The sequence below is a fragment of the Pilimelia anulata genome (genome assembly GCF_014647895.1).
In the GTDB taxonomy this organism is placed as follows: Bacteria; Actinomycetota; Actinomycetes; order Mycobacteriales; family Micromonosporaceae; genus Pilimelia; species Pilimelia anulata.
This window is the reverse complement of sequence record NZ_BMQB01000001.1, coordinates 952,723-978,252: the sequence shown is the minus strand read 5'-3', so window position 1 is coordinate 978,252 and position 25,530 is coordinate 952,723. Positions and strand designations below refer to the sequence as shown.

At 73.1% G+C, this 25,530-nt stretch carries 24 protein-coding genes; 6 read left to right on the top strand and 18 right to left on the bottom strand.

Annotated elements, in window-relative coordinates; genetic code table 11:
- Positions 1 to 190 precede the first annotated feature (190 nt).
- From IEY94_RS04345 to IEY94_RS04335, 3 genes are all read right to left on the bottom strand, one after another.
- Positions 191 to 949: an enoyl-CoA hydratase/isomerase family protein gene (locus IEY94_RS04345; RefSeq protein WP_189168665.1), complete on the bottom strand. Its 759-nt coding sequence runs from the start codon at positions 947 to 949 to the stop codon at positions 191 to 193.
- Between the two features lie 22 nt (positions 950 to 971).
- Positions 972 to 1,199, bottom strand: coding sequence for a helix-turn-helix domain-containing protein (locus IEY94_RS04340; protein WP_189168664.1), 228 nt, complete (start codon positions 1,197 to 1,199; stop codon positions 972 to 974).
- A 397-nt stretch (positions 1,200 to 1,596) separates the two neighbouring features.
- Positions 1,597 to 3,201: an ABC-F family ATP-binding cassette domain-containing protein gene (locus IEY94_RS04335; protein WP_189168663.1), complete on the bottom strand. Its 1,605-nt coding sequence runs from the start codon at positions 3,199 to 3,201 to the stop codon at positions 1,597 to 1,599.
- A gap of 241 nt (positions 3,202 to 3,442) precedes the next feature.
- Here IEY94_RS04335 and ypfJ point away from each other — a divergent pair, with 241 nt between their 5' ends.
- On the top strand, positions 3,443 to 4,357 hold the full coding sequence (gene ypfJ / locus IEY94_RS04330; RefSeq protein WP_189168826.1) for a KPN_02809 family neutral zinc metallopeptidase: 915 nt from the start codon (positions 3,443 to 3,445) through the stop codon (positions 4,355 to 4,357).
- A 114-nt stretch (positions 4,358 to 4,471) separates the two neighbouring features.
- Here the strand turns inward: ypfJ and IEY94_RS04325 are convergent, their stop codons facing one another.
- From IEY94_RS04325 to IEY94_RS04265, 13 genes are all read right to left on the bottom strand, one after another.
- Positions 4,472 to 5,269, bottom strand: coding sequence for an acVLRF1 family peptidyl-tRNA hydrolase (locus IEY94_RS04325; protein ID WP_189168662.1), 798 nt, complete (start codon positions 5,267 to 5,269; stop codon positions 4,472 to 4,474).
- Between the two features lie 535 nt (positions 5,270 to 5,804).
- Positions 5,805 to 6,305, bottom strand: a complete 501-nt coding sequence (locus IEY94_RS04320; protein WP_189168661.1) for a hypothetical protein — start codon at positions 6,303 to 6,305, stop codon at positions 5,805 to 5,807.
- A gap of 141 nt (positions 6,306 to 6,446) precedes the next feature.
- Positions 6,447 to 7,070, bottom strand: coding sequence for a LysE family transporter (locus tag IEY94_RS04315; protein ID WP_189168660.1), 624 nt, complete (start codon positions 7,068 to 7,070; stop codon positions 6,447 to 6,449).
- A 66-nt stretch (positions 7,071 to 7,136) separates the two neighbouring features.
- Entirely contained in the window at positions 7,137 to 7,670 is a 534-nt protein-coding gene (locus IEY94_RS04310) for a hypothetical protein (protein ID WP_189168659.1), read from the bottom strand.
- 231 nt (positions 7,671 to 7,901) lie between these two features.
- Complete coding sequence (locus IEY94_RS04305) at positions 7,902 to 8,927, bottom strand: S1 family peptidase (protein ID WP_229783287.1); 1,026 nt, start codon at positions 8,925 to 8,927, stop codon at positions 7,902 to 7,904.
- A 49-nt stretch (positions 8,928 to 8,976) separates the two neighbouring features.
- Positions 8,977 to 9,390, bottom strand: a complete 414-nt coding sequence (locus IEY94_RS04300; RefSeq protein WP_373291208.1) for a metal-sulfur cluster assembly factor — start codon at positions 9,388 to 9,390, stop codon at positions 8,977 to 8,979.
- 230 nt (positions 9,391 to 9,620) lie between these two features.
- Complete coding sequence (sufU, locus tag IEY94_RS04295; RefSeq protein ID WP_189168658.1) at positions 9,621 to 10,097, bottom strand: Fe-S cluster assembly sulfur transfer protein SufU; 477 nt, start codon at positions 10,095 to 10,097, stop codon at positions 9,621 to 9,623.
- Positions 10,097 to 11,395 carry a cysteine desulfurase gene (locus IEY94_RS04290; protein WP_189168657.1) on the bottom strand — a complete coding sequence of 433 codons (1,299 nt, stop codon included), beginning with the start codon at positions 11,393 to 11,395 and terminating at the stop codon, positions 10,097 to 10,099. Before IEY94_RS04290 ends, sufU begins: the two co-directional genes overlap by 1 nt.
- Before the next feature lie 18 nt (positions 11,396 to 11,413).
- Positions 11,414 to 12,184, bottom strand: a complete 771-nt coding sequence (sufC, locus tag IEY94_RS04285; RefSeq protein WP_189168656.1) for a Fe-S cluster assembly ATPase SufC — start codon at positions 12,182 to 12,184, stop codon at positions 11,414 to 11,416.
- Entirely contained in the window at positions 12,181 to 12,507 is a 327-nt protein-coding gene (locus IEY94_RS04280; RefSeq protein ID WP_189168655.1) for a non-heme iron oxygenase ferredoxin subunit, read from the bottom strand. The genes sufC and IEY94_RS04280 overlap by 4 nt, the downstream gene beginning before the upstream one ends.
- A complete protein-coding gene (gene sufD, locus IEY94_RS04275; RefSeq protein WP_189168654.1) occupies positions 12,504 to 13,676 on the bottom strand; it encodes a Fe-S cluster assembly protein SufD in 1,173 nt (390 codons plus the stop codon). Before sufD ends, IEY94_RS04280 begins: the two co-directional genes overlap by 4 nt.
- A 3-nt stretch (positions 13,677 to 13,679) precedes the next feature.
- Positions 13,680 to 15,107: a Fe-S cluster assembly protein SufB gene (sufB, locus tag IEY94_RS04270; protein WP_189168653.1), complete on the bottom strand. Its 1,428-nt coding sequence runs from the start codon at positions 15,105 to 15,107 to the stop codon at positions 13,680 to 13,682.
- Positions 15,104 to 15,826, bottom strand: a complete 723-nt coding sequence (locus tag IEY94_RS04265) for a helix-turn-helix transcriptional regulator (protein WP_229783330.1) — start codon at positions 15,824 to 15,826, stop codon at positions 15,104 to 15,106. Before IEY94_RS04265 ends, sufB begins: the two co-directional genes overlap by 4 nt.
- 258 nt (positions 15,827 to 16,084) lie before the next feature.
- On the opposite strand from IEY94_RS04265, the gene IEY94_RS04260 reads away from it, so the two are divergent.
- A complete protein-coding gene (locus tag IEY94_RS04260; protein ID WP_189168652.1) occupies positions 16,085 to 17,005 on the top strand; it encodes a COX15/CtaA family protein in 921 nt (306 codons plus the stop codon).
- A 97-nt stretch (positions 17,006 to 17,102) separates the two neighbouring features.
- On the top strand, positions 17,103 to 18,557 hold the full coding sequence (locus tag IEY94_RS04255) for a chymotrypsin family serine protease (RefSeq protein ID WP_189168651.1): 1,455 nt from the start codon (positions 17,103 to 17,105) through the stop codon (positions 18,555 to 18,557).
- A 71-nt stretch (positions 18,558 to 18,628) separates the two neighbouring features.
- Here IEY94_RS04255 and IEY94_RS04250 read toward each other — a convergent pair whose 3' ends face one another.
- Both IEY94_RS04250 and IEY94_RS04245 read right to left on the bottom strand, forming a co-directional pair.
- Positions 18,629 to 18,961 carry a hypothetical protein gene (locus IEY94_RS04250; protein WP_189168650.1) on the bottom strand — a complete coding sequence of 111 codons (333 nt, stop codon included), beginning with the start codon at positions 18,959 to 18,961 and terminating at the stop codon, positions 18,629 to 18,631.
- A gap of 235 nt (positions 18,962 to 19,196) precedes the next feature.
- The gene (locus IEY94_RS04245; protein WP_373291194.1) at positions 19,197 to 20,168 is read right to left on the bottom strand and encodes a heme o synthase; all 972 of its coding nucleotides are present in this window, start codon (positions 20,166 to 20,168) and stop codon (positions 19,197 to 19,199) included.
- Between the two features lie 444 nt (positions 20,169 to 20,612).
- Between IEY94_RS04245 and tkt the strand changes: the two genes are divergently transcribed.
- From tkt to IEY94_RS04230, 3 genes are read left to right on the top strand one after another with little or no spacing between them, the layout of a single operon-like run.
- On the top strand, positions 20,613 to 22,742 hold the full coding sequence (gene tkt, locus IEY94_RS04240) for a transketolase (protein WP_189168649.1): 2,130 nt from the start codon (positions 20,613 to 20,615) through the stop codon (positions 22,740 to 22,742).
- A gap of 16 nt (positions 22,743 to 22,758) precedes the next feature.
- Complete coding sequence (gene tal / locus IEY94_RS04235; RefSeq protein ID WP_189168648.1) at positions 22,759 to 23,865, top strand: transaldolase; 1,107 nt, start codon at positions 22,759 to 22,761, stop codon at positions 23,863 to 23,865.
- Positions 23,862 to 25,523 (top strand): phosphoglucose isomerase-related protein, encoded by a 1,662-nt coding sequence (locus IEY94_RS04230; protein ID WP_189168647.1) that lies wholly within the window; start codon positions 23,862 to 23,864, stop codon positions 25,521 to 25,523. Before tal ends, IEY94_RS04230 begins: the two co-directional genes overlap by 4 nt.
- Positions 25,524 to 25,530 lie beyond the last annotated feature (7 nt).

Here is a 25,530-nt window from a genome sequence, read left to right as displayed (position 1 = left end):
CCGGTCGCACCCGGCCGGGGTCACCCGCCGGCCGCTGCCGCGGTCAACGCCGCCGCCGGCCGATCTGTTCCCCGCCGCGCTCACGCAGCGTATGCGGCCGCGCGGCCGGATCGGGGCCGGGCGGCGTCGACCACCCTGCCCCGGGGGTACGACAGGCGGGGGTGCGGTGGGCGGGGGTGCGGCGGGTGGGTCAGTCGGCGCCGGCGAAGCGGTGGAAGAGGAGGCGGGCCTGGGCCTCGCGCTCGGCGCGCAACTGCGCGTCCGGGGACCGGTCCAGCGCGCCCGCGAGCAGCGCCTTCAGCTCGCCGGTCACGCCCCGGTCGGCCGCCAGCACGGCGGCGACGAGGTCGGCGGCGGCGGCGTCGAGTGCGTCCGGCGGGACGACGAGGGTGGCCAGGCCCAGCCGGTCGGCCTCGGCGGCGTCCACCCGCCGGCCGGTGAGGCACAGCTCCAGCGCCCGGCCGTACCCGACCAGCTCGACGAGCCGGCGGGTGCCGCCGAGGTCCGGGACGATGCCGTGGGTGACCTCGGCCATCGCCAGCACGGCGTCGGTGGCGAGCACCCGGAGGTCACACTGGAGGGCGAGCTGGAAGCCCGCGCCGAACGCGGGTCCGTGGACGGCCGCGACGCTGACCAGGTCGGGCCGGCGCAGCCAGGAGAACGCCTCCTGGAAGCCGGCGATCCGATCAGCACAGTCGTCCGGGCCGCCTGCGGTCAGCTCCGCGAGCAGCCCGGACGTACCGTCGAGCAGGCGCAGGTCGAGGCCGGAGCTGAACGCCCGGCCGGCGCCCCGCAGCACCACCACCCGGACGGCGCCGGGAAGGTCCCGCCCGATGTGCCGGAGCCGGGACCACGTCCGGGTGGTCTGTGCGTTGAGGACATCGGGGCGGTCCAGGGTGACCGTGGCAACCGCCCCGTCCACCCGCAGCCCCACGCCGTCCTGCGTCATATGCCGAGCCTAGCGGGGGATCTCAGACCTTCTTGCGGCGCCGCGCCCCGCCGCGCTGGCGGAGCTGGACGCCCGATTCGCTGAGCACGCGGTGCACGAAGCCGTACGACCGCCCGGTGGCGGCCGCGAGGGCGCGGATGCTCTCCCCGGAGGTGTACCTCTTGACGAGATCCTTGGAGAGCGACTGGCGCTCTGCTCCGACGATGCGACGACCCTTCTCCGTGGTGCTGGCTGAGGCGGTGGCTGCCATGTGGAATCCTCACGTCCGAGACTGCGGTTACCGAAATGCTGTGCCCTGGACTGCCGTGACGCGGGATCCCCGAAGGCTGACCGGCATCGGCGGGCGATGAACCGGGGCGGTCCCAGCCAGGGGGTCCGTGCCAGGCGCGGTGCCGTGGTCGTGCGTGGAGCGGACTGTCATGTGGACGGCGATCCCCGACGCGACACCGGTGGCACACTGCACCGCCGTGGCCCGGTGGCGCGGTGTGCCGTCGTGGCGCGGTGCCGCGCGACGACCCCACCCATTAGACCGTCTCGAACGATCATGCGCCAGGGATTGAATGTTCGCCAACCGACACGCACGCGTCTGTCAATTACCCGACGTTTGTCTGGCCAATTCAGGAAATCGCAGTTATACAGCGGCGCCGCTAGGCCAACTCGACCAACTCGAGCAGGTCGTCGCTCCAGGCGTCCTCGTCCCCGTCCGGCAGCAGGATCGCGCGGTCCGGACGCAGCGCCGCGACCGCCCCCGGATCGTGGCTGACCAGCACGATCGCCCCGGGATACCGAGAGATCGCCGCCAATACCTGCTCCCGGCTGACCGGGTCCAGATTGTTCGTCGGCTCATCGAGCAGAATGAGGTTCGCGCCGGAGCAGACCAGGGTCGCCAGGGCCAGCCGGGTCTTCTCCCCGCCCGATAGGACGCCCGCGGGCTTGTTCACGTCGTCACCCGAGAAGAGGAACGCGCCGAGGACCGTGCGCAGTTCGGTGTCACTCTGCTCGGTGGCGGCGGTGCGCATGTTCTCCAGTACCGTGCGGTCCAGGTCGAGCTGCTCGTGCTCCTGGGCGAAGTACCCCAGCCGCAGGCCGTGCCCCGGCCGCACCTCGCCGGTGTCCGCCGGGAGCAGCCCGCAGAGGATGCGCAGCAGCGTCGTCTTGCCGGCGCCGTTCAGGCCGAGGATGGCCACCCGGGAGCCGCGGTCCACCGCGAGGTCCACATCGGTGAAGACCTCGAGCGAGCCGTACGATTTGGACAGTGCGTGCGCGGTCAGCGGCGTCTTCCCGCACGGCGCGGGCTGCGGGAAGCGGACCTTCGCCGTCCGGTCGCCGGCGTGCTCGGCCTCCAGCCCGGACAGCAGCCGCTCGGCCCGCCGGGCCATGTTCTGCGCGGCGACCGTCTTGGTGGCCTTCGCCCGCATCTTGTCCGCCTGGGCCATCAGCGCGCCGGCCTTCTTCTCGGCGTTCGCCCGCTCCCGCTTGCGCCGCCGCTCGTCGGTCTCCCGCTGGGCGAGGTACGCGGTCCAGCCGAGGCTGTACATGTCGGCGACGGCCCGGTTGGCGTCCAGGTACCAGACCCGGTTCACCACCGCCTCCAGCAGCCCGGCGTCGTGGCTGATCACGATCAGGCCGCCCTTGTGCCCGGCCAGGAAGCCGCGCAGCCAGGCGATCGAGTCGGCGTCGAGGTGGTTGGTCGGCTCGTCCAGCAGCAGCGTCCCGCCGCCGTCGTCGGCGGTCTCCCGGAACAGCAGCCGGGCCAGCTCGACCCGCCGCCGCTGCCCGCCGGACAGCGTGCCGATCGACTGGGCGAGCACCCGGTCCGGCAGGCCGAGGTTGGCGCAGATGCGGGCCGCCTCGGCCTCGGCGCCGTACCCGCCGAGGGCCGCGAACCGGTCCTCCAGCGCCCCGTACCGGCGGATCAGCCGGTCCTCCGGTGACACGGCCAGCTCGCCCTCGACGGCCTTCATCTCGCTCAGCAGGTCGGCCAGCCCGCGCGCGGACAGCACCCGGTCACGCGCGGTGACGCTGAGGTCGCCGGTGCGCGGGTCCTGCGGCAGGTAGCCGACGGCCCCGCGCCGCTCGATCCGCCCGGCGTACGGCAGGCTCTCGCCGGCCAGCGCCCGCATCGTGGTGGTCTTGCCGGCGCCGTTGCGGCCGACCAGGCCGATCCGGTCGCCCGGCTGCACCCGCAGGGTGGTCTCGGACAGCAGGATCCGGGCGCCGGCGCGCAGTTCGAGCCCCGTGGCGGTGATCATGGAGGAGGTGCTCACTCTCGGCTGGCCGACCCGCCGGGGCGGGCCGCGCCGCCGCGGGCGCCGGTCGGGGTCGCGGTGCCCGCCCGTACGCTGCCCCCGGCACGACAGGCCGCGCGGGGCGCACCCGTACGGCGGGCGCGGAATCGCCCCCAGCTTACCCGCGCCCCGCGCCGACCCCGGGGTTGGCGCCCGGGCCGCCCGGGTACGACGACGGCGAACCGACGGATCGACAGGGATGGCCATGGAGCTGAACGACAAGGCGGAGATCGACACCAGCCAGGTGACGGACCAGCGCGGGTCCGGCGGCGGCGGGTCGCTGGCCGGCATCCCGCTGCCGAGCGGGCGGGGCGGCTGGGTCGGCCTGCTGATCGCCGTACTGGTGACGCTGGTCGGCGGCGGGACCTTCGGATACTCCCAGCTCGCCGACGACCCCGGCGGCACCGCGGCCGACGCGCCCGCGCTGCGGGAGCGGTGCAGCCAGCCGGACCGGCTGAAGAACCTCGACTGCCGCAACGCCCTCTACGTGAACTCGGTCCAGGACTACTGGCGCGACGCCCTGCCGCAGCGCTTCGGCCGCCCGTACAAGGCGGCGCAGACCACGTTCTTCAGCAGCGGCGTCCGCACCGGCTGCGGCGCCGCCGACTCCGGCGTCGGCCCGTTCTACTGCCCCGCCGACCAGCGCATCTACATCGACCTGACCTTCTACCGGACGCTCGCCGACCAGCTCGGGGCGCGCGGGGAGTTCGCCCAACCGTACGTGCTCGCCCACGAGTACGGCCACCACGTCCAGACCCTGCTCGGTACCGAGGGCCAGATGCGCCGGGCGCAGCAGCGCGACCCGGGCAACGCCAACCGATACTCGGTCATGCTGGAACTCCAGGCCGACTGCTACGCCGGGGCGTGGGCGCGCAACGCCACCGGTACCGACGACCGGGCCGGCCAGCCGCTGTTCACCAGCATCACCGCCACCGACATCCAGGAGGGCCTGGACACCGCGGCCCGGATCGGCGACGACGCGATCCAGCAGCGGATGGGCGGCCGGGTCAACGAATCGGCGTTCACCCACGGCTCGTCGGCGGACCGGCAGCGATGGTTCCGGACCGGCTACGACGCGGGCGACCCGACCCGCTGCGACACGTTCGCCGGCGCCCTCTGACCAAAGCCTGCGGCCCGCGGCCCGCGCGGCCGGCGTTGCCTCCGCCAGCGACGAGTTTTCGTCGGCGCCGGCCGAGGTTCGGCCCGCCGCATAGGGTGCGGATGCGAGTTCGGCTCAGGCTCCGGCGGGTGCCGCGGGGTCGGCCGACGCCGGCCGGGGCGCGTCATCCGACGGTTCCGGGCCGATCGGTGCCGGCGGCGGGTCGGTGACGCGGATGCGCACCGCGCGCGCCGCCGCCAGCGCCGCGACCAGCACCGCGTGCCGCGGCTCCGGGACATCCAGCCGCCGCGGGTGCCGCAGGGCCGCCAGGGCAGTCAGCCGCCGGTCCCGCATGATCCGGTCGAGCAGCTCCCGGTCGCCGCCGCAGACCACCGCAGCCAGTCGCGGCGCCTCCGGTACGAGCAGCCGCGCCACCACCTCCACCGCCGCCTCCACGACGGCGGTCGTCTGGTTGGCGCGACGGCGGGCGAACCGCTGCTGCGACCAACCGCCGGCGGCGGTGCGCCCCTGCACGTACCGGGTGTCGACCTTGGTTCGAGTGAGTGCGTCCCCGTCGGCTACCGCGACGGCGACCGCGCCCCGCCGGGCCAGGACCAGGCCGAGCGGACCCGGCGCGCGCAGCGCGGCGGAGAGGGCGTCGACGTCGGTCGGTACGGCGATGCCGGGCGGCGGGTACAGGGCGGCGGCGGCGCCGTCGGGGGCGCGCAGCAGCAGGGCGTCGGGGTCGGCAGCCGCGGCGGGGTCGGCGGGCGTCGCGGCGCCGCCGGTCGCAGCGACGTCGACAGGCATGGCGGGGTCGGCGGGCGTGATCGGGGTGCCGTGTCGGGCAGCGAAGCCGGCCAGCCAGCGGTCGAGGCGTGCGGGCGGAACCTCGACCCAGCGACTGCCGTCGGCGCCTGACTTTGCGGACATGCCCGCCACGCTACCGGCCGGGCCCGTTCCGAATGACTGTCGGGCGCTCGCGCGGCGGCGAACAGATGGACCGGCGTGTTGGGCGTTCGGGCCGGGTTCCGGGTGGGCGGGCGAGCCGGTCGACCAGCGCCCGGGGGCGGCGCGATGAGCGGCCGGGAGCCCAAGCGGAGCGCGGCCGGCGAGGTCCGGTTGGGTTGCGCCGCCCGGCGGACGATCCGATCCGGCCGGTCCCGGCCGTTACGAAGACGGGCCCGGCGACCATCCCCCGATCGCCGAGCCCGTCGCCCCGTACGGCCGCCCCATCCGGTTCAATGACGGCTCCATCGACGCTCATCGAAGAGTAAAAGTGATGCCGATCACTCGCGCAATAACCACATCGGCAAACCGGCAACGGTCGGTCCGTTCCGCGGACGGTGCTGCCCGATGGGCGTCAGCGGACCAGCCGGACGGCCAATACCACGATGACCACCACCGACAATCCCATCGCCCGGCTGGCGCCACCGCACCTGCTCATCGTGCGGTTCATGAGGGGTTCTCACCAACAGGTTCCGCAGTTGGGTCGCGGAACGGCCGTGTCGTCGTCAAAAGGCGGCCGCAGGCCCACCTGGCCGATCGGGACGGCGCGGGTCCCACCGCCCGCTACCGAGCGCGTGACTACGTACCAACAGTCGAGGGCCACCATCTCGGCGTGCAGGCACAATAGTTCATGTCCGGGCGTTCTCGAGGTATCGAAGACCAGGGTGAACCGCCGTACGAAGCGCTGACCCGGCGGGTATGCAGGGCTCATCGGTTCGACTCCGGAGACGCCCGGAAACTCGCGCATGTTGTGCCAGCCGAATGCCCAAGGTCGCGCACCCTCCGGTCCCGGCACTGAACGGCAGCGGCGCACCCAGCCCGAAAACTCCAGGTCATCGTTCCGGACCCGCACGTTGAGCTGGCCCGAGTTGCCCTCGCCGAGTCGACAGGGGGGCAACTCGGCAGCACTGGCGGGCATCGGTGCCACCGCCGACAGGAACATGACCACGATCACGGTCAAGGGCATGAGGATGCAGCGTTGTCCCATAAACATATGATATCGGTCGACGCCAATAGCGGCCTGCGGTCCACCGTGTCGACGCAGGTCGGATAGCCGACACTCCGTCCCGCCAACGCTCCCGCCCGATGCAAGCGGACCGAACTATCGGACCAGCCGGACGGCAAGCACCACGATAACTATGGCGGAGATCAGCCCGGTCGCGAGCCGCCCGCGCGGTCCGGACAGCGCCCGACCGACGAGGACTCCCCCACCGGCGAGCAGCAACTGCCAGCTCGCCGATGCCGCCGCCGCCCCTCCCACGAATGTCGCCGCAGCGGCGCCCGAGATGTCCTGCTCAGCCCGGCGCCCGAGGACCAACGCGGCGAAGTACACCACCGTTGCCGGGTTGAGTAGCGTCAGCGCCAGCACCCCGAGGTAGGCCCGCCCGAATGTCGTGAGACCGCCCCGCGTCACGGCAACGCGAGCGGCTACGACGCGGTCGCGCCAGGCCACCCATCCCGTACGAAGGCCGATAGCAGCGAGGACGGCGGCGGCCACCCAGCGGGTCGCGCCGGCAACAGGGGCGATGAGCGCGGCCAGAGCTGCGCCGCCGAGGACGGCGAGGACAGCGTACAGAGCATCAGCGGTGGCAGCTCCCAGTGCGGCGCCGGCGCCCACGCGGGGGGACTGTCGGGCGCTCAGACCGATGATCAGGACACCGATCGCGCCCACCGGCACCGCGACGCCGTAACCGGCGACGACACCCTCCCACAACGCACTCCACATCCCGCCAGTCTGGGTCCGACCGCCCTGGAGCGATACAGGTTTTCGGTACTCCCGTGGCCAGCACGGTCACCAACACGTGCCGCAGTTGGGGCGTGGATGATGCGTGTCTTTGTCATAGGGCGGACGCAGCCACATGCGCCCAACAGACATCACTTCTGGCTTGCCCTGAGCCGAGCGCATGACGATGTACCAGCAATCCAGGGTGACATTTCCGGCATGCAGACACACCAGACCCTTGGACCAGAATCCGTAGACGCCGACGTTGACCCCGGCGAACTTTCGGGCGAACTTCTTGCCCGGCGGGTAGGCCGGACTGGAGCTCGTCACCCAGCTTTCCCCGCTGCCGTCCATGGAGTGCACCACGAGAGCCGAGAGCAGTCGATCAGCCGGGCCGGGCAGGGGCCGGCAGCGACGCACCCAGCCCGCCACCGTCACGGTGTACGCCCGCTCACCACGTACCAGCGCGAGCTTGCCCGAGTTGCCCTCCCCCGGACGGCACGCGGCCAAACCCGTCGCCGCAGCCGAGGCGGGAACCGGCAGCGTGAAGCTCAACACAGCAAACAGGATCATGGCCAAGGCAAAGCAGCGGCGAGGTCGCATGCTGGAAGCATATCGGTCTGATGTCCACCGAGGACGCCGCTTGTGTCCGTAATCCGACAGCGACGAGGCGAAGCCGGCTGACCGGATTGGACTTGCGGGCAACCCGACCCGCCAGGGGCGCGCGCCACCGACGATCTGTGATACGAGCTACAGGATGGGCGGGCTCGACATGGAACGACCGCACCGGCCCCGAGTCGGGTCGATGCGGTCGCCCGCGTGTAAACCATCAGATCAGACGGTCTCCATGTTGGCCGGCGCCTGACCGCCGAGCTCCTTGATCGCATTCAGAACCTCGGTGCGCACAGCGGTAAGCTCAGCATAGTGACCGGGATAGTTGGGCCGCGCGCAACCCTCACCCCAACTCGTCATTCCCACGAGCACCCACTCGTCCGGCTTAACGTCCATCGAGCCGTTCTTCGGCGACAGCAGCGGGCCACCGGAGTCGCCTTGGCAGGTGTCGATGCCGCCCTTCTTAAGATCGCCTGCGCAGATTTCCGTGCTCGGCGACTTGCTGCAGGACCTGTCGGTGTCCGGAACGAGCGGGACATCGACGTAGAGCAGCGTCTTCGAGCCGGAGCCGCCCTCCTTGGTGGCTCCCCAGCCGGCCGCGCGGAACGTGGGTACCGCGTTGTACTTATCGGTCGCCGGGAAGACCGGGAACTGAGTCACCCCGCTGTACGGCTGATCCAGCTTCAACACTGCCCAGTCCTTGGGAGTCGGCTTGTTCGGCGGCGTTCCGATACGGAACTTGGTCGACTGGTTCTTCTGGCCCTTGGACCACTCGATGTCGCCATTGTATGTCGTCACCGACTTGGTCGAGGGCGAGAAACAGTGGGCAGCACTGATGACGATGTCCGGGGATACGAGCGTTCCACCGCAGCCCATGCTCAGCCGGACCATCCACGGGAACTGGCCCTGGGTGGCGGGCTTGCCGCCGACGATGCGGTTCTGACCGGGGGTGGGGTCGACCTCGGCGGCGTTCGCGACGAACGGGACGGAGGTGAGGGCAACGGTGACTGCGGCAGCGGCGGCGAGAAGGGTGGATCGCCTGGTCATGTGGATCTCCTCGGGTGCGTCGGCGCACACCGGCCACAGGATGATCGGGGGATCCCCGGGCGGCCGATCGCGCAGATATCGTCGACCTGGGTATCGACGAATCGAGACCAGTAGATGTGACAGCAGACACATCCGCAAGGTCTCCCGGCAAATTTGCCGGTCGGTGACGCGAAGTTCCACAAGATGCGACCAGCCGGTCACCCGAGGTCGCTACGGCCATCCGGCCGGGCCTGCTGGCCCGGCCGGATGATCAGACGTTGAAGCCGAGGGCGCGGAGTTGGTCCCGCCCCTCGTCCGAGATCTTGTCCGGGCCCCACGGCGGCAGCCACACCCAGTTGATCCGGATGTCCGACACCAGGCCGCCGCCCGGCCCCGTCGTCAGCGCCTGCCGCGTCTGGTCCTCGATGACGTCCGTCAGCGGGCAGGCCGCCGACGTCAGCGTCATGTCCAGCGTCGCCACGTGGTCGTCGTCGATGTGCACCCCATACAGCAGGCCGAGGTCCACGACGTTGATCCCCAGCTCGGGGTCGACGACGTCCTTCATCGCCTCCTCGACATCGCCGACGCTGGCCTTCGGCCGGTCGCCGACCGGGCCGGCCGCCGCGCCGCCGGCCGACGCCGACCCGTCGCCGGCCGCCGCACGCACCTCGGCGTCGGCGTCCACGTCCGAAGCCACCACCGCGTCCGAAGCCGCCGCGTCCGAAGCCACCACAGTGCCCGCAGCCACCGGATCCACCACAGCATCCGAAGCCGCCGCAGCGCCCGCAGCCGCCACCGCAGCCGCCGAGTTCACCGCAGCGTCCGCGTCGGCGGCAGCCGCCGCACCCGGCTCGTCGGGGCGCAGGTACGCCGCCGACCCCGTCCGCGCCGGCGCCGTCTCCGTCGACTCGCTCATCACATCGCCTCCCGCTCGTTCGTCGCCAGCGCCAGCCCCGACTCCCCCGCCGCGCGCAGCGCGGCGTCCTTGAACGCCATCCAGGACAGCAGCGCGCACTTCACCCGGGCCGGGTACCGCGCCACCCCCGCGAACGCCACCGCGTCGCCGAGGACGTCCTCGTCCGGCTCGACCGCCCCCCGGCCGGCCATCAGCTCGACGAACGCCGCGTGCACCGCCAGCGCGCCGTCCAGCGGGCGCCCGCTGCACAGCTCGTGCAGCACGCTCGCCGCCGCCTGGCTGATCGAGCAGCCCTGACCGTCGTACGAGACGTCCGCCAGCCGGTCGCCGTCCAGCGCGACCCGCAGCGTGATCTCGTCGCCGCACGTCGGGTTGACGTGGTGCACCTCGGCCGCGTACGGCTCGCGCAGCCCGCGGCCCTGTGGGTGCTTGTAGTGGTCCAGGATGATCTCCTGGTACAGCGTGTCGAGCTGCATCAGGCGAACACCTTCCGGACGTGCTCCAGGCCGCGCACCAGCGCGTCGACCTCCTCGGCGGTCGAGTAGAGGTGGAGCGAGGCGCGGGTCATCGCCGGCACGCCGTAGCGGACCATCAGCGGCCGGGCGCAGTGGTGCCCGACCCGGACCTGGACGCCGAGCGAGTCGAGCACCTGGCCGACGTCGTGCGGGTGGATGCCGTCCAGGGCGAACGACAGCGTGCCGCCGCGGCCGACCGGGGTGGCCGGGCCGAACAGCCGCAGGCCGGGCACGGTGCCCAGGGCGTCCAGGGCGTACGCCGTCAGCTCCTTCTCGTGCCAGGCCACGGCGTCCATGCCGACCGCGGACAGGTAGTCCACGGCGGCGCCGAGGCCGACGGCCTCGGCGATCGGCGGGGTGCCGGCCTCGAACCGGGCCGGCGGGGCGGCGAACGTGGTCCGCTCCAGCGTCACCGTCTCGATCATCGAGCCGCCGGCGAGGAACGGCGGCATCGCCGCCAGCAGCTCGCCGCGGCCCCAGAGCACGCCGATGCCGGTCGGGCCGCACATCTTGTGGCCGGTGAACGCCAGGAAGTCGGCGCCCAGGTCGGCCAGGTCGGTGGGCCGGTGCGGAACGGCCTGGGAGGCGTCCAGCAGGACCAGCGCGCCGACCTCGCGCGCCCGCGCGGTGATCGCCGAGGTCGGGTTGATCGTGCCGAGCACGTTGGACACCGCCGTATAGGCGATGATCTTCGTCCGCTCGTTGATCAGATCGTCGAGGTCGTCCAGGTGCAGCCGGCCGGCGTCGGTGACGCCGAACCAGCGCAGGGTCGCGCCCGTGCGCTCGCAGAGCAACTGCCACGGCACGATGTTGGAGTGGTGCTCCATTTCGGAGATCACCACCTCGTCGCCGGGGCCGAGCCGGAACCGCGGGTCGCCGTCCGGCCCGGGGTGGCCGAAGGCGTACGCCACCAGGTTGATCGCCTCGGTGGCGTTCTTGGTGAACACGATCTCGTCGGGGGTCGCGGCGCCGATGAACGCGGCCACCTTCGCCCGCGCCCCCTCGTACGCCTCGGTCGCCTCGGTGCCGAGGGTGTGCACGGAGCGGGCCACGTTGGCGTTGTGCTGCTCCAGGTGCTCGCGGATCGCGTCGATGACCTGCCGGGGCTTCTGCGCGGTGTTCGCGCTGTCCAGGTAGACCATCGGCTGCCCGTTGACCTCGCGGTCCAGGATCGGGAAGTCGGCGCGCAGGGCGTACGGGTCGAGTCGGGGCCGGTCGGCGTACTGCGGCATGCCCCGGGGGATCTCGATGGCGGTCATCGTCACTGCCCTCCGGCCTCAGTCGCGGGTGGCGGCGGCCGTGGTGTAGCGCTCGTACCCGTCGGCCTCCAGCTTGTCCGCCAGCTCCGGCCCGCCCTCCTCGACGATCCGGCCGCCGACGAAGACGTGCACGAAGTCCGGCTTGATGTAGCGCAGGATCCGGGTGTAGTGGGTGATCAGCAGCAGGCCGGTCTCGCCGGTGTCGCGGACCCGGTTCACGCCCTCGCTGACCACCCGCAGCGCGTCCACGTCGAGGCCGGAGTCGGTCTCGTCGAGGATCGCCACCTTCGGCTTGAGCAGCTCCATCTGGACGATCTCGTGCCGCTTCTTCTCGCCGCCGGAGAAGCCCTCGTTGACGTTGCGCTGGGCGAACGCCGGGTCCATGTGCAGCCGCTCCATGGCGCCGCGCAGCTCGCCGGCCCAGGTGCGCAGCTTCGGCGCCTCGCCGTCGATCGCGGTCTTCGCGGTCCGCAGGAAGTTCGCCACCGACACGCCCGGCACCTCGACCGGGTACTGCATCGCCAGGAACAGCCCGGCCCGGGCCCGCTCGTCCACGGCCAGTTCGAGCAGGTCCTGGCCGTCGAGCAGGACCTGGCCGCCGGTGATCTCGTACCGCGGGTGCCCGGCGATCGAGTAGGCGAGGGTGGACTTGCCGGAGCCGTTCGGCCCCATGATCGCGTGGGTCTCGCCGGACCGCACGGTGAGCGTGACCCCGGCCAGGATCGGCTTCGACTCACCCTCGGGCAGCCTCACCGACACCTGTAGGTCGCGGATCTCCAAGGTGCTCATGCGGTCACTCCGTTGCTCGGTGTCAGGTCGATGTACAGGTCGCCGTCGCGGATCTCGACGGGGTAGGTCGGTACCGGCGTGAGGGCCGGCGGGCCGCTCGGTGCCCCGGTGCGCAGGTCGAAGCGGGAGCCGTGCAGCCAGCACTCGATGGTGCAGCCGTCCACCTCGCCCTCGGACAGCGCGATCGCGGCGTGCGAGCACTCGTCGTGGATGGCGTAGAAGCCGTCGTCGTCGGCGTGCACGATGGCGACCGCGGTGCCGTCGATGTCGGCGGCCACCGCGGTGCCCTTCGCCACGTCGGCCGCGGCGCAGACCTTGATCATTGCGCCCCGGCCAGCCCCTCGGCCCGGGCCAGCCGGGCCTCGATGACCGCGCCGAGCCGGTCGCGCAGCTCCTCGACCGGGATCTTGCCGAGCAGCTCGGCGAAGAACCCGCGGACGACCAGCTTGCGCGCCTGGTCCTCGGGGATGCCCCGGGACATCAGGTAGAACAGGTGCTCGTCGTCGAACCGGCCGGTCGCGCTGGCGTGGCCGGCGCCGGCCACCTCGCCGGTCTCGATCTCCAGGTTCGGCACCGAGTCGGCCCGGGCGCCGTCGGTGAGCAGCAGGTTGCGGTTGATCTCGTACGTGTCGGTGCCGGTGGCCGCCGCCCGGATCAGCACGTCGCCGACCCAGACGGTGTGCGCGCCGGCGCCCTGCAGCGCCCCGCGGTAGCCGACGTTGCTGCGGCAGTCCGGCACCGTGTGGTCGACGAGCTGCCGGTGCTCCAGGTGCTGCCCGGCGTCGGCGAAGTACAGGCCGAACAGGTCGGCCTCGCCGCCGCGGCCCGCGTACGTCACGGTGGTGTACTGGCGGACCAGGTCCCCGCCCAGGGTGACCTGGACGTGGATGACCCGGGCGTCGCGGCCGACCTCGATCGCGACGCGCTGGGCCTGGACCGCGTCGGGCGCCCACTCGGCGACGGTGACCAGGGTGAGCTGCGCGCCGTCGGCCACCCGGACCTCGACGTTGTCGGCGAGCGTGGTCGAGCCGACCGACTCGAGCACCAGGGTGGCCCGGGCGAACCGGCCCACCTCGACGAACGTGTGCCCGAACGCGGCGCCGTCGGCGCCGGCCCCGGCCAGCCGCAGCAGCGCCGGCCCGGCCACGTCGGCGTCCGGCGCGACGCTGATCAGCGCGGCCTTGTCGAACCGCCCGTACGCCAGCGCGCTGACCCGGTCGGTCGGGGTGAGCACGCTGCCGATCCGCGGGTCGGCCCGGTCGATCGTGCCGACGGCGACCCCGGCGGGCAGCGCGTCATGGGTCAGCTCGGGGGCGGCGCCCAGCGGGCCGCCGTCCCCGGCGGCCAGGCCGCGCAGGCGCTTGAGCGGGGTGAACCGCCAGTCCTCCTCGCGGCCGGTCAGCGCCGGGAAGTCGGCCACGTCGTACGAGCGCAGCGCCTCGGCCTTCGTGCTGGCGGGGACCGTCGGAGTGGTCAGGGTATCGGTGGTCATGGGTCAGCCGACCGCGCCTTCCATCTGCAGTTCGATGAGCCGGTTGAGTTCGAGGGCGTACTCCATCGGCAGCTCCTTGGCGATCGGCTCGATGAAGCCCCGGACGATCATGGCCATCGCCTCGTCCTCGCTCAGACCGCGGCTCATCAGGTAGAAGAGCTGGTCGTCGCTCACCTTGGAGACCGTGGCCTCGTGGCCCATGTTGACGTCGTCCTCGCGGATGTCGACGTACGGGTAGGTGTCGGACCGGGAGATGGTATCGACCAGCAGCGCGTCGCACTTCACCGTGCTGGCGCTGTGGTGCGAGCCCTCCAGCACCTGCACCAGCCCCCGGTACGAGGTCCGGCCGCCGCCGCGGGCGATCGACTTGCTGACGATGGTCGAGGAGGTGTGCGGGGCGGCGTGCACCATCTTGGCGCCGGCGTCCTGGTGCTGGCCCTCGCCGGCCATGGCGACGCTGAGCACCTCGCCCTTGGCGTGCTCGCCGGTCATGAACACGGCCGGGTACTTCATCGTGACCTTGGAGCCGATGTTGCCGTCGATCCACTCCATCGTCGCGCCCTCGTGGCAGACCGCGCGCTTGGTGACGAGGTTGTAGACGTTGTTCGACCAGTTCTGGATGGTCGTGTACCGGCAGCGCGCGTTCTTCCGCACGATGATCTCGACGACCGCGCTGTGCAGCGAGTCGGACGAGTAGATCGGGGCGGTGCAGCCCTCGACGTAGTGCACGTACGCGCCCTCGTCGACGATGATCAGGGTCCGCTCGAACTGGCCCATGTTCTCGGTGTTGATCCGGAAGTACGCCTGGAGCGGGATCTCCACGTTGACGCCCTTGGGCACGTAGATGAACGAGCCGCCGGACCAGACCGCGGTGTTCAGCGCGGCGAACTTGTTGTCGCCGACCGGGATCACGGTGCCGAAGTACTCCCGGAAGATCTCCGGGTGCTCCTTGAGGGCGGTGTCGGTGTCGAGGAAGACGACGCCCTGCTCCTCCAGGTCCTCGCGGATCTTGTGGTAGACGACCTCGGACTCGTACTGGGCCGCCACGCCCGCGACCAGCCGCTGCTTCTCCGCCTCGGGGATGCCCAGCCGGTCGTAGGTGTTCTTGATGTCCTCGGGCAGGTCCTCCCACGAGGCCGCCTGCTTCTCGGTGGACCGGACGAAGTACTTGATGTTGTCGAAGTCGATCCCGGACAGGTCGGAGCCCCAGGTCGGCATCGGCTTGCGGCCGAACAGCCGCAGGCCCTTGAGCCGCAGGTCGAGCATCCACTCGGGCTCGCTCTTCTTGGCGGAGATGTCCCGGACGACGGCCTCGGACAGGCCGCGCTGGGCCGCGGCGCCGGCGATGTCGGCGTCGGCCCAGCCGTACTCGTACTTGCCCAGGGCGGCGAGCTGCTCCTCCTGCGTGGGCGGCACGATCTGCTCGGTCATCTCTCGGTCCTCACAGTGGTGACGGTGTCGATCCGTGCGCGCGGGCCGGTCGGCCCGGGCGCCGGGATGTGTGTCGTACACACCCCATCCCCGTGTGCGATGGTCGCCAACCGCTGCACGTGGGTGCCGATCAGTCGGGCGATGACCGCGGTCTCGGCCTCGCAGAGTTGGGGGAACTCCGCGGCCACCTGCGCGACCGGGCAGTGGTGCTGGCAGAGCTGCCCGCCGGAGGTGATGGCGGACGCGCTCGCAGCGTAACCCTCGGCCGTCAGCGCCCCGGCAAGAGCCTCCGCCCGGGCGATGAGGTCGTCGCCGGCGTCGTCCAGCGCGGTCCGGCACCGCTGCTCCAGGCCGACCACCTGGGCCGCGGCGAACGCCGTGACGGCGGCCGGCCCGCCCCGGGCGGCGATCCAGCGCAGGGCCGCGGCGGCGAGGTCGTCGTACATGTGCGGGCTCATCGCCTCGTGGCCCACGTCGGTGAGCGCGAACCGCCGCGCCGGCCGCCCCCGGCCCCGCTGGACCGTGCGGACGTCGTCACGCTGCGTGATCAAGCCGTCGGCGAGCAGGGCGTCGAGGTGCCGGCGGACGCCGGCCGGGCCGATCCCGAGCGCCGCGGCCAGTTCGGCGGCGGTGGCCGGGCCGCGGTCGCGCAGCAGCCGGGCGACCCGCTCCCGGGTCGGCCCGTCGGGCTCGCCGGGCAGCCCGCCGGTGCCCGGGATCGGGCCGACCGGGCGCGCGGGCGGGCCGGCCGCCGGGCCGCCGGAGCGCCGGGTGGCACCGGCCGGGAGCTCGTCGGGGCGCGCCGGATCGCCGGCCCGAAGGCCGACCACCAGCGCCACCGCGTTTTTCACTACACCAGTGTGACGTATTTCTTGACCCATCGGCAAACCGGGGTCGCGCACGTCACGGTCCGCCGGCCGTCAAGATCGACTCGCCGCGTACCATGGCCCGCGACCGAGCGAAGCGAGGTGCGCCCGATGACGACCGGTACGACCGTGGCGGCCCCCGCCGCGCCCCCCGCGCCGCCGCCCCCGCCGGACCGGCTGCGCCGCGTGCGCCGGTGGGCATGGGCGTCGATCGCCGTGAACGCCGGCATCGTCGTCACGGGCGGTGCCGTCCGGCTCACCAACTCCGGCCTCGGCTGCCCGACCTGGCCGCGCTGCACCGACGCCTCGTACGTCACCACTCCCGAGATGGGCATCCACGGGGCGATCGAGTTCGGCAACCGGACCCTGACCTTCGTCGTCGGCCTGGTCGCGCTCGGCGGGCTGATCGCCGCCTGGCGGCTGCGCCCGCGCCCGCGCGGGCTGCTCGGGCTGGCGCTGGCCGTCCTGGTCGGGATCGGCGTGCAGGGCGTGGTCGGCGGGATCACCGTGCACCTGGAGCTGCACCCGCTGGTCGTCGGCGGGCACTTCCTGCTGTCGATGGGGCTGCTGGCGCTGACGTACGCGTTCTGGTGGCGCAGCCGGCCGCCGGGGGCGGCGCCGGCCGGGGTGGGCACCGGCGCCCGCCGGCTGGGTGGTGCGCTCGCCGCCGCGACCCTGCTCGCGCTCGCGGTCGGCACGCTGGTGACCGGCAGCGGCCCGCACTCCGGCGACGCCGACGCCGCCCGCAACGGGCTCGACCCCGAGCTGATCTCCAAGGTGCACGCGGCGTCGGTGTACCTGCTGGTCGCGCTGACCGTGGCGCTGCTCGCGCTGCTGCGCCGGCGCGGCGCGCCGGCGGGCGCCGTCCGGGCCGCGTGGGCGCTGCTCGCCGTCGAGCTGGCGCAGGGCGTGCTGGGCTTCGTGCAGTACTACACCGGCCTGCCGGAGCTGCTGGTCGGGGCCCACCTGCTCGGCGCCTGCCTGGTCTGGCTGGCCGCCCTGCACGCGCGCGCGCACACCCGCACCGCCTGACCGGCGCCCGCCGGGTTCACTGTCCGGTTGCCGACAGTTCGCTGCCGGCCGCCCGCGACGGTGGAAGCCTTCCCACTACGCAGTGGGAGGAGACCACATGGGACCCGCACGAGTCCGCGCCGCCGCCGTCCTGGCCGGGACCGCCCTCGCCGTACCCGGCGTCGCCGCCGCGGCCCCCGCCCCGCCGGCCGCCCCGGCCGTGTCCGCCGCCGGGGCGCCCGGGTCGACCGCGTACCTGCGCGCGCGGTACGGCGTCAGCGAGCGGGAGGCCCTGCGCCGGCTGGCGTTGCAGGGCACCGCGCCGGCGCTCGACGCCGAGCTGCGCCGCCGCTTCCCCGACTCGTACGCCGGGCACCGGCTCGACCAGGCCGGCGGCGGGGTGCTGGTGGTCCACTCGACCGACCCGGCCGGCGCCCGGGCCGCGCTCGCCGGGCGCCCCGGCGTGCGGGTGGACCCGGCCCGCTGGTCGCACGCGGCGCTCGACCGCGAGCGGGACCGGCTGGACCGGGCGGTCAACGCGCGCGGCCGGGCGGCCGAGGTCGGCGTCGACGTCGCCGCCAACCGGGTCCTGCTGCTGACCCGCCCGGACACCCCCGCCGGGCAGCGGCTGGCCGCCCCCGCGGTCGACCCGGCGCTCGTCGCGGTCGGACGTTTCGACGCCGGCGCGCCGCGCTCGGCGGCGGCCGGGCCGCCGCTGTGCGAGGTGCGGGCCTGCCCGGCGCCGCTGCGCGGGGGGATGCGGCTGGACGTCAAGCGCAACCGCCCGGCGCCGGCGTACCCGCAGGACCCGACCTCGCCGCGGGCCAACCCCGACTGGGGGCAGTGCACGGTGGGCTTCCTGGGGTACGCGGCGAGGACGGCGACCGAGTACGTGCTGACGGCGGGCCACTGCACCGTCGGCCCGTACCTCAACGACGGCGGCAACCCGACGCTGACCTTCCGCCGGGACCTGCGGGACAAGCCGATCGGCACGGAGAAGGGCAGCTTCGAGAACGGCCCGGTCGGGCAGACGTCGTACCCGGCCGACTACGCCTTCCTCCCGTTCGCCGACAAGTCCGCCCGCGACTACTGGGTGAAGGGCCCGCGCAACCTGGTGCTCTCCCGCTGCGTGCCGTCGTCGGGCCCGTGCGCCCCGCGGGACGTGCCGATCCGCAGCGTCCGGCCGTTCTCCGCGATGGCCGTCGGCACGGTGGTGTGCGGTACCGGCACCGGCGACGACAGCCCGTCCTCGGGGTACGTGGTCAACACCGGGGTGGTGCCCGGCACCCGGTGCGGCGAGATCATCGCCCTGGACACGGGCATCAAGAGCAACATCTGTAGCCGGCCGGGCGACAGCGGCGGCCCGCTGTTCACCGAGGCCGACGGCGCGGCGCTCGGCCTGCTGAACAACGGCACCGTGACGCCCCACGACGGCAGGCCGCACCCCTGCCCGACCGACGGCACCGAGTGGACGATCTACAGCCCGCTGAGCACCGTGCTGGAGCACGTCAAGCGGCAGACCGCGGCGGAGCTGGGCGAGGACTACGGCTTCCGGGTGCTGACCGAGAAGTAGCCGCCCACGGCGACGGCGGCGGCCGCCCGGCACTCCGGGGGCCGCCGCCGTTCGACACGGGTGGGCGGGGTTCAGTGGGCCAGCAGCCGCCGGGACATCGAGCGCCACAGGTCGTTGGTCGGGGTCATCGACTCGACCAGCTCCCGCTCCCAACTGTTCTCGATCGGTACCTCGGCCAACTCGCAGGCCCGGCGGGCGACGTCGGTGTCGTCGGCGAACTGGTCGCCCCACACGCCGTCCTTGCCCACCAGCACGATCCGGGCGCCCCGGCGGCCGACGTACTCCACGACCGCGGTCGCGCCGCCGTGCCCGGCGGCGAACGCCTTGAGTGCGCTGACGATCCGATCCGGCGCCTCGATGGCCGGCGCATCGACCGTCAGCGTGCTACTGGAACCTTCAGTCATGACCGAAGAGTAAGGGGAACGCCGGGCGGCCAGGGGCGTATCACGGGGTGAATGTGATCCCAATTACTTCATGATTCCGCAACGTCACCAAACCGATACTGCCCTATTTCAGACCGATTTATCAGTACATATCTAGAAGCTTTTTCGCCCAACAGGACAGGAAGCGACTCGGTCGATTACGAATTGTCGGATATGACTACTCTATCGGACCGGTCCGGAAATAAGCGTGCTTCGATCAGAGGAGCGCGTCGACCGCGACCGCGATGAAGACCAGCGTCAGGTACGTGGTCGACCAGTGGAATAGCCGCATCGGCCGCAGCGCCTCACCCCGGCGGGCCCGCCGGTACAGGCCGTGCGCCTCCCAGACGAACAGGCCGCCCGTCACCGCGGCCGTCACCAGGTACACCGGGCCGGCGCCGACGGCGCCGAGCGCCAGCGAGGCGGCCAGCGTCAGCCACGCGTACACGACGCTCTCCGCGCCCACCCGGCGGGCGGAGGCGACCACCGGCAGCATGGGGATGCCGGCCCGGGCGTAGTCGTCCCGGAACTTGATCGCCAGCGCGTAGAAGTGCGGCGGCTGCCAGAGGAAGACCACCGCGAACAGCACCCACGCCGCGGGCGCCAGCCCGCCGGTGACGGCGGCCCAGCCGATCAGCACGGGCATCGCGCCGCAGACCCCGCCCCAGACGGTGTTCTGCCAGGTGGTCCGCTTGAGCCACAGCGTGTACACGACGTCGTAATAGACGATCGCCGCCGCGGTCAGCCCGGCCGCCAGCAGGTTGGTGAACGCCGCCATCAGCGCCACCGACGTCACGGCCAGCACCAGCCCGAAGCGCAGCGCGGCCACCGGCGAGACGGTGTGCGCGGGCAGCGGGCGGCGGGACGTGCGCTTCATGACCTGGTCGATGTCGCGGTCGATGTAGCAGTTCAGCGCGTTCGCCGCGCCGGCCGCCAGGGTGCCGCCGACCAGGACGACGGCGACCAGCCACAGCGACGGCAGCCGCCCGGCGGCCAGCACCATCGCCGGCACGGTGGTCACCAGCAGCAGTTCGATGATCCGGGGCTTGGTGAGGGCCACGTACGCCCGGAGCACGGCGCCCGCGCCGGTCCGGCGGCGGGGCTGCGCGTACGACCGCGGCGGGCGCGGCGTCAGGCGCGGCGCGGGCGCCGCCGGGCGGTCGCTGACCGTACTGGCAGTCGGCGTCACGGCGATGGGTCACCTTCCGGCGTCACGCGGGGCTCCGCGAGCGGGCGCCGCGCCGCGGGCCGGTGCCGCTCCCCCCGGGAGCGGCACGGACGGCACCGCCATCACCCGTCCGGGTCGCCGGGGGCAGACGCTCCGGCGGGCGGTTCACTCCGCGGCGCGCGGCCGGTCGGCCGGGCGCGCTCCCACAGGGTACGCGGCAGCCCGGCCGCAGCCCCGCACGGCCCGACCATCGCGTGCGCGGGCCCCGCGACCGGCCCGAACGGGCGGGCCGCGGCGGCCGCCCCGCCGGGCCCCGCGCGCGACGCGCCGGGACCACGTCCGCACCTGGTGATCCACCGCACGCCGTTCATGCCGGCTCGGTAATGTCATGCCTGCTGACGCCTTTTGCGCCCGCCGGGCGCCCCGCGTCGCTCCGGGATTACCGACTGTGGGGAGCACACCACCGTGTCCGACACCGCCAACGCCCTCAATTGGTCTGACCTCGACCGCCGGGCCGTGGACACCGTCCGGGTCCTGGCCATGGACGCCGTCGAGCACGCCGGCAACGGCCACCCCGGGACCGCGATGAGCCTCGCCCCCGCCGCGTACCTGCTGTTCCAGCGGGCCATGCGGCACGACCCCACCGACCCGCACTGGGCCGGGCGGGACCGGTTCGTGCTCTCCTGCGGCCACTCCAGCCTCACCCTGTACCTCCAGCTCTACCTGTCGGGGTACGGCCTGAGCCTGTCCGACCTGCAGCACCTGCGGCAGTGGGACTCGCAGACCCCCGGCCACCCCGAGCACGGCCACACCCCCGGCGTCGAGACCACCACCGGCCCGCTCGGGCAGGGCATCGGCAACGCGGTCGGGATGGCGATGGCCGCCCGCCGCGAGCGCGGCCTGTTCGACCCGGACGCCGCCGCCGGCGAGTCGATCTTCGACCACCACATCTGGTGCCTGGCCTCCGACGGCGACATCGAGGAGGGGATCAGCCACGAGGCGAGCGCGCTCGCCGGCCACCAGCGGCTGGGCAACCTCACGCTGATCTGGGACGACAACGAGATCTCGATCGAGGACGACACCCGGATCGCCAAGAGCGAGGACGTGGTGGCCCGGTACGCCGCGTACGGCTGGCACACCGAGGTCGTCGACTGGCGCGGCAACTACCGCGACGACAAGCAGTACGCCGAGGACATCGAGGCGCTGCACGCCGCGTTCGAGCGGGCCCGGGCCAGCACGGACCGGCCGACGTTCGTCGCGCTGCGCACGGTGATCGGCTGGCCGGCGCCGAAGAAGCAGAACACCGGCAAGATCCACGGCTCGGCGCTGGGCGCCGAGGAGGTCGCGGCGACCAAGAAGATCCTCGGCTTCGACGCGGCGGCGTCGTTCGCCGTCGAGGACACCGTGCTCAAACACGCCCGCCAGGTCGTCGACCGGGGCCGCGAGGCGCGGGCCAAGTGGCAGGCGGCGTTCGACGGCTGGGCGGCGGCGAACCCGCAGCGCAGGGCGCTGTTCGACCGGCTGGCCAGCCGCACCCTGCCGGCGGACTGGGCGGACGCGCTGCCGACGTTCCCGCCCGACGCCAAGGGCCTGGCCACCCGGGCGGCGTCCGGGCAGGTACTCAACGCGCTCGCCCCGGTGCTGCCGGAGCTGTGGGGCGGCTCGGCCGACCTGGCCGAGAGCAACAACACGACGATGAAGGGCGAGCCGTCGTTCATCCCGAGCGAGTTCGCCACGAAGGAGTTCCCCGGCAACCCGTACGGGCGGACCCTGCACTTCGGCATCCGCGAGCACGCGATGGGCGCGATCTGCAACGGCATCGCGCTGCACGGCGGCACCCGCCCGTACGGCGGCACCTTCCTGGTCTTCTCCGACTACATGCGCCCGGCCGTCCGGCTGGCCGCGCTGATGAAGCTGCCGGTGGTCTACGTCTGGACGCACGACTCGATCGGGCTCGGCGAGGACGGCCCGACCCACCAGCCGGTCGAGCACCTGACCGCGCTGCGGGCGATCCCCGGCCTGGACGTCGTCCGGCCGGCGGACGCCAACGAGACGGCGTGGGCGTGGCGGGCCGCGCTGGAGCACACCGACCGGCCGACCGCGCTGTGCCTCACCCGGCAGGCGCTGCCGACCGTGGACCGGGACAGCCACGGCGCGGCCGCGGGCACCCGGCGCGGCGGGTACGTGCTCGCCGACGCGGAGAACGGCCAGCCCAAGGTCATTCTCATCGGGACGGGCTCGGAGGTGGCGACCTGCCTCACCGCCCGGGCGCGTTTGGAGGCCGACGGGGTGCCCACCCGGGTAGTGTCGATGCCGTGCCTGGAGTGGTTCCTCGCCCAGGACGAGGCGTACCGCGAGGAGGTCATCCCGCGCGGCATCGCCGCCCGGGTGAGCGTGGAGGCCGGGGTGGGTATGTCCTGGCACCGGATCGTCGGCGAGTACGGCGAGTGCGTGAGCCTGGAGCACTTCGGGGCGAGCGCGCCGTACCAGGTGCTGTTCGAGCAGTTCGGGTTCACGCCGGACCACGTGATCGCCGCGGCGCGCGCGTCGCTCTCGCGGACCGGCGACATCAAGGGCACGACCACGGGCAACTGAATCCTAGGGAGCCGGTATGACCGACAGACTCGCTGCGCTGCAGTCCGCCGGAGTGGCGGTGTGGCTCGACGACCTATCCCGCGAGCGCCTCACGTCGGGCGGTCTCGACCGGCTGCGCCGGGAGCAGCACGTCGTCGGCGTCACCAGCAACCCGACGATCTTCGCCAAGGCCCTGTCCGACGCCGCGAGCTACGACCAGCAGGTCCGCGACCTCGCGACCCGCGGCGTCAGCGTGGACGAGGCGGCGCGGATGCTGACGACGTACGACGTGCGCTGGGCGTGTGACGTCATGCGCCCGGCGTACGACGCGTCGCAGGGCGTGGACGGGCGGGTGTCGATCGAGGTCGACCCCCGCCTGGCCCACGACACCGAGCAGACCGTCGCCGAGGCGAAGGCGCTGTGGTGGCTGGTGGACCGGCCGAACCTGTACATCAAGATCCCGGCGACCGAGCCCGGCCTGCCGGCGATCACCCGGACGCTCGGCGAGGGGATCAGCGTCAACGTCACGCTGATCTTCTCGCTGGACCGGTACGCCGCCGTGATGGAGGCGTTCCTGGCCGGGCTGGAGCAGGCGCGGGCGAACGGGCACGACCTGACCAAGATCGGCTCGGTGGCGTCGTTCTTCGTCTCCCGGGTGGACACCGAGGTGGACGCCCGGCTGGACAAGATCGGCTCGCCGGAGGCCGTGGCGCTGCGCGGGAAGGCGGCGGTCGCCAACGCCCGGCTGGCGTACCAGCTCTACGGCGAGGTGTTCAGCAGCGACCGGTGGCAGCGGCTCGCCGACGCCGGCGCGTTCCCGCAGCGCCCGCTGTGGGCGTCCACGTCGACCAAGAACCCCGACTACCGGGACGTGATCTACGTCGAGGAGCTGATCGCCCCCGGCATCGTCAACACGATGCCGGAGCCGGTCATCCACGCGTTCGCCGACCACGGCGAGGTCCCCGGCGACACCATCACCGGCACGTACACCGAGGCCCGGAAGGTCCTCGACGACCTGGGCAAGCTCGGCATCGGGTACGCCGACGTCGTCCGCGTGCTGGAGGAGGAGGGCGTCGAGAAGTTCGAGGCCAGCTACGCCGAGCTGCTCAGCGGCGTCGCGGAGCAACTGGGGGTCGGCCGATGAGCGACCTGCTGGACGACGTCGAGGCCGCGGGCGGCCTCACCGTGTACGGCGCCGGCGCGACCGCCGCCCGCGACGAACTGGTCGCCGACAACGTCGCCGGCCTGCTCGCCGCCAAGGACCCGACCCTGTGGGGGACGGACGCCGAGGACGTGGCGAAGATCCGGCTGGGCTGGGTGGACACGTTCCGGCGCAGCCGCGAACTCCTCCCCCAGCTCGCCGAGCTGCGCAGCGAGATCGCCGACCTGGACCGGGTGGTGCTGTGCGGCATGGGCGGCTCGTCGCTCGCGCCCGAGGTCATCTGCCGGACGCTGGGCGTGCCGCTGGCGGTGCTCGACACCACCGACCCGCAGCAGGTCCGGGCCACCGTGTACGGCGGCCACCCCGAGGGCTCGCCCGAGGCCACGGCGCTGCTGCGCCGCACGGTCGTGGTGGTGGCCAGCAAGTCCGGGTCGACGGTGGAGACCGACAGCCACCGGCGGGCGTTCGGCGCGGCGCTGCGCGGCGCCGGCCTGACCGACGCCGAGGCGGCCCGGCACTTCGTGGTCGTCACCGACCCCGGCTCGCCGCTGGAGGCGTCCGCCCGGGCCGACGGCATCGTCGTCATCCCGGCCGACCCGGAGGTGGGCGGCCGGTACTCGGCGCTGACCGCGTTCGGGCTGGTGCCGTCGGCGCTGGCCGGCGTGGACGTCGCCGAGCTGATCGACCAGGCCGAGGCGCTCGCGCACAGCCTGGGCGGGGACAAGGACAACCCGGCGCTCGCGCTGGGCGCCGCGCTCGGCGCCGCCGCGGCCGCCGGGCGGGACAAGCTGGCCCTGATCGACGACGGCACCGGCGTGGTCGGGCTGGGCGACTGGGCCGAGCAGCTCATCGCCGAGTCCACCGGCAAGGCCGGCGCCGGCATCCTGCCGGTCGTGCTGGAGCGCCCGGACGCCCCCGGCGGCACCGGCCCCGACGTGCTCGCCGCGAGCACCGGCGGGTCGCTGACCGCCGGCGCGGTGCCCGGCGGCGGCCGGCCGGTCGACCTGGCCGTCAACGGGCCGCTCGGCGCGCACTTCCTGGCCTGGGAGTTCGCCACCCCGGTGGCCAGCCGGGTCATCGGCGTGGAGCCGTTCGACCAGCCCAACGTCGCCGAGTCCAAGGACAACACCAACCGGATCCTCGCGGCCGGGCTGCCCGACGAGCGGCCCGCGTTCACCGAGGGGCCGCTGGACGTGTACGCCCCGGCGGACGCGGGCGGCAGTGCCGCCGAGGTGCTGCGCTGGCTGCTCGGCCGGATCGGCGACCGCGGGTACCTGGCCGTCATGGCGTACCTGGACCGGTTCGGCGACGCCGACGTCGCCGGCCTGCGCGCCCGGCTCGCCCTCGACTCCGGGCGGCCGGTCACGTTCGGCTGGGGGCCGCGGTTCCTGCACTCGACCGGCCAGTACCACAAGGGCGGGCCGCAGGTCGGCGCGTTCCTGCAGGTCACCGGCGCCGTGACCGCCGACCTGGCGATCCCGGGCCGGGACTACACGTTCGGGCAGCTCATCGCCGCCCAGGCCGCCGGCGACCGCAAGGCCATCGCCGACCGCGGCCGACCGCTCGTGCACATCCACCTCACCGACCGCGCCGCCGGCGTACCCGCGCTGCTGGCCGCGGCCGGGGGCCCGGCGAGCTGAGGAGGGC

What these genes read in the sequence shown, in the direction of transcription:
- IEY94_RS04345 (WP_189168665.1), bottom strand. Translation starts at nt 949, where the DNA reads ATGACGCAGGACGGCGTGGGGCTGCGGGTGGACGGGGCGGTTGCCACG.
- IEY94_RS04340 (WP_189168664.1), bottom strand. Translation starts at nt 1,199, where the DNA reads ATGGCAGCCACCGCCTCAGCCAGCACCACGGAGAAGGGTCGTCGCATC.
- IEY94_RS04335 (WP_189168663.1), bottom strand. Translation starts at nt 3,201, where the DNA reads ATGATCACCGCCACGGGGCTCGAACTGCGCGCCGGCGCCCGGATCCTG.
- ypfJ (WP_189168826.1), top strand. Translation starts at nt 3,443, where the DNA reads ATGGAGCTGAACGACAAGGCGGAGATCGACACCAGCCAGGTGACGGAC.
- IEY94_RS04325 (WP_189168662.1), bottom strand. Translation starts at nt 5,269, where the DNA reads ATGTCCGCAAAGTCAGGCGCCGACGGCAGTCGCTGGGTCGAGGTTCCG.
- IEY94_RS04315 (WP_189168660.1), bottom strand. Translation starts at nt 7,070, where the DNA reads ATGTGGAGTGCGTTGTGGGAGGGTGTCGTCGCCGGTTACGGCGTCGCG.
- IEY94_RS04310 (WP_189168659.1), bottom strand. Translation starts at nt 7,670, where the DNA reads ATGCGACCTCGCCGCTGCTTTGCCTTGGCCATGATCCTGTTTGCTGTG.
- sufU (WP_189168658.1), bottom strand. Translation starts at nt 10,097, where the DNA reads ATGCAGCTCGACACGCTGTACCAGGAGATCATCCTGGACCACTACAAG.
- IEY94_RS04290 (WP_189168657.1), bottom strand. Translation starts at nt 11,395, where the DNA reads ATGACCGCCATCGAGATCCCCCGGGGCATGCCGCAGTACGCCGACCGG.
- sufC (WP_189168656.1), bottom strand. Translation starts at nt 12,184, where the DNA reads ATGAGCACCTTGGAGATCCGCGACCTACAGGTGTCGGTGAGGCTGCCC.
- IEY94_RS04280 (WP_189168655.1), bottom strand. Translation starts at nt 12,507, where the DNA reads ATGATCAAGGTCTGCGCCGCGGCCGACGTGGCGAAGGGCACCGCGGTG.
- sufD (WP_189168654.1), bottom strand. Translation starts at nt 13,676, where the DNA reads ATGACCACCGATACCCTGACCACTCCGACGGTCCCCGCCAGCACGAAG.
- sufB (WP_189168653.1), bottom strand. Translation starts at nt 15,107, where the DNA reads ATGACCGAGCAGATCGTGCCGCCCACGCAGGAGGAGCAGCTCGCCGCC.
- IEY94_RS04260 (WP_189168652.1), top strand. Translation starts at nt 16,085, where the DNA reads ATGACGACCGGTACGACCGTGGCGGCCCCCGCCGCGCCCCCCGCGCCG.
- IEY94_RS04255 (WP_189168651.1), top strand. Translation starts at nt 17,103, where the DNA reads ATGGGACCCGCACGAGTCCGCGCCGCCGCCGTCCTGGCCGGGACCGCC.
- IEY94_RS04250 (WP_189168650.1), bottom strand. Translation starts at nt 18,961, where the DNA reads ATGACTGAAGGTTCCAGTAGCACGCTGACGGTCGATGCGCCGGCCATC.
- tal (WP_189168648.1), top strand. Translation starts at nt 22,759, where the DNA reads ATGACCGACAGACTCGCTGCGCTGCAGTCCGCCGGAGTGGCGGTGTGG.
- IEY94_RS04230 (WP_189168647.1), top strand. Translation starts at nt 23,862, where the DNA reads ATGAGCGACCTGCTGGACGACGTCGAGGCCGCGGGCGGCCTCACCGTG.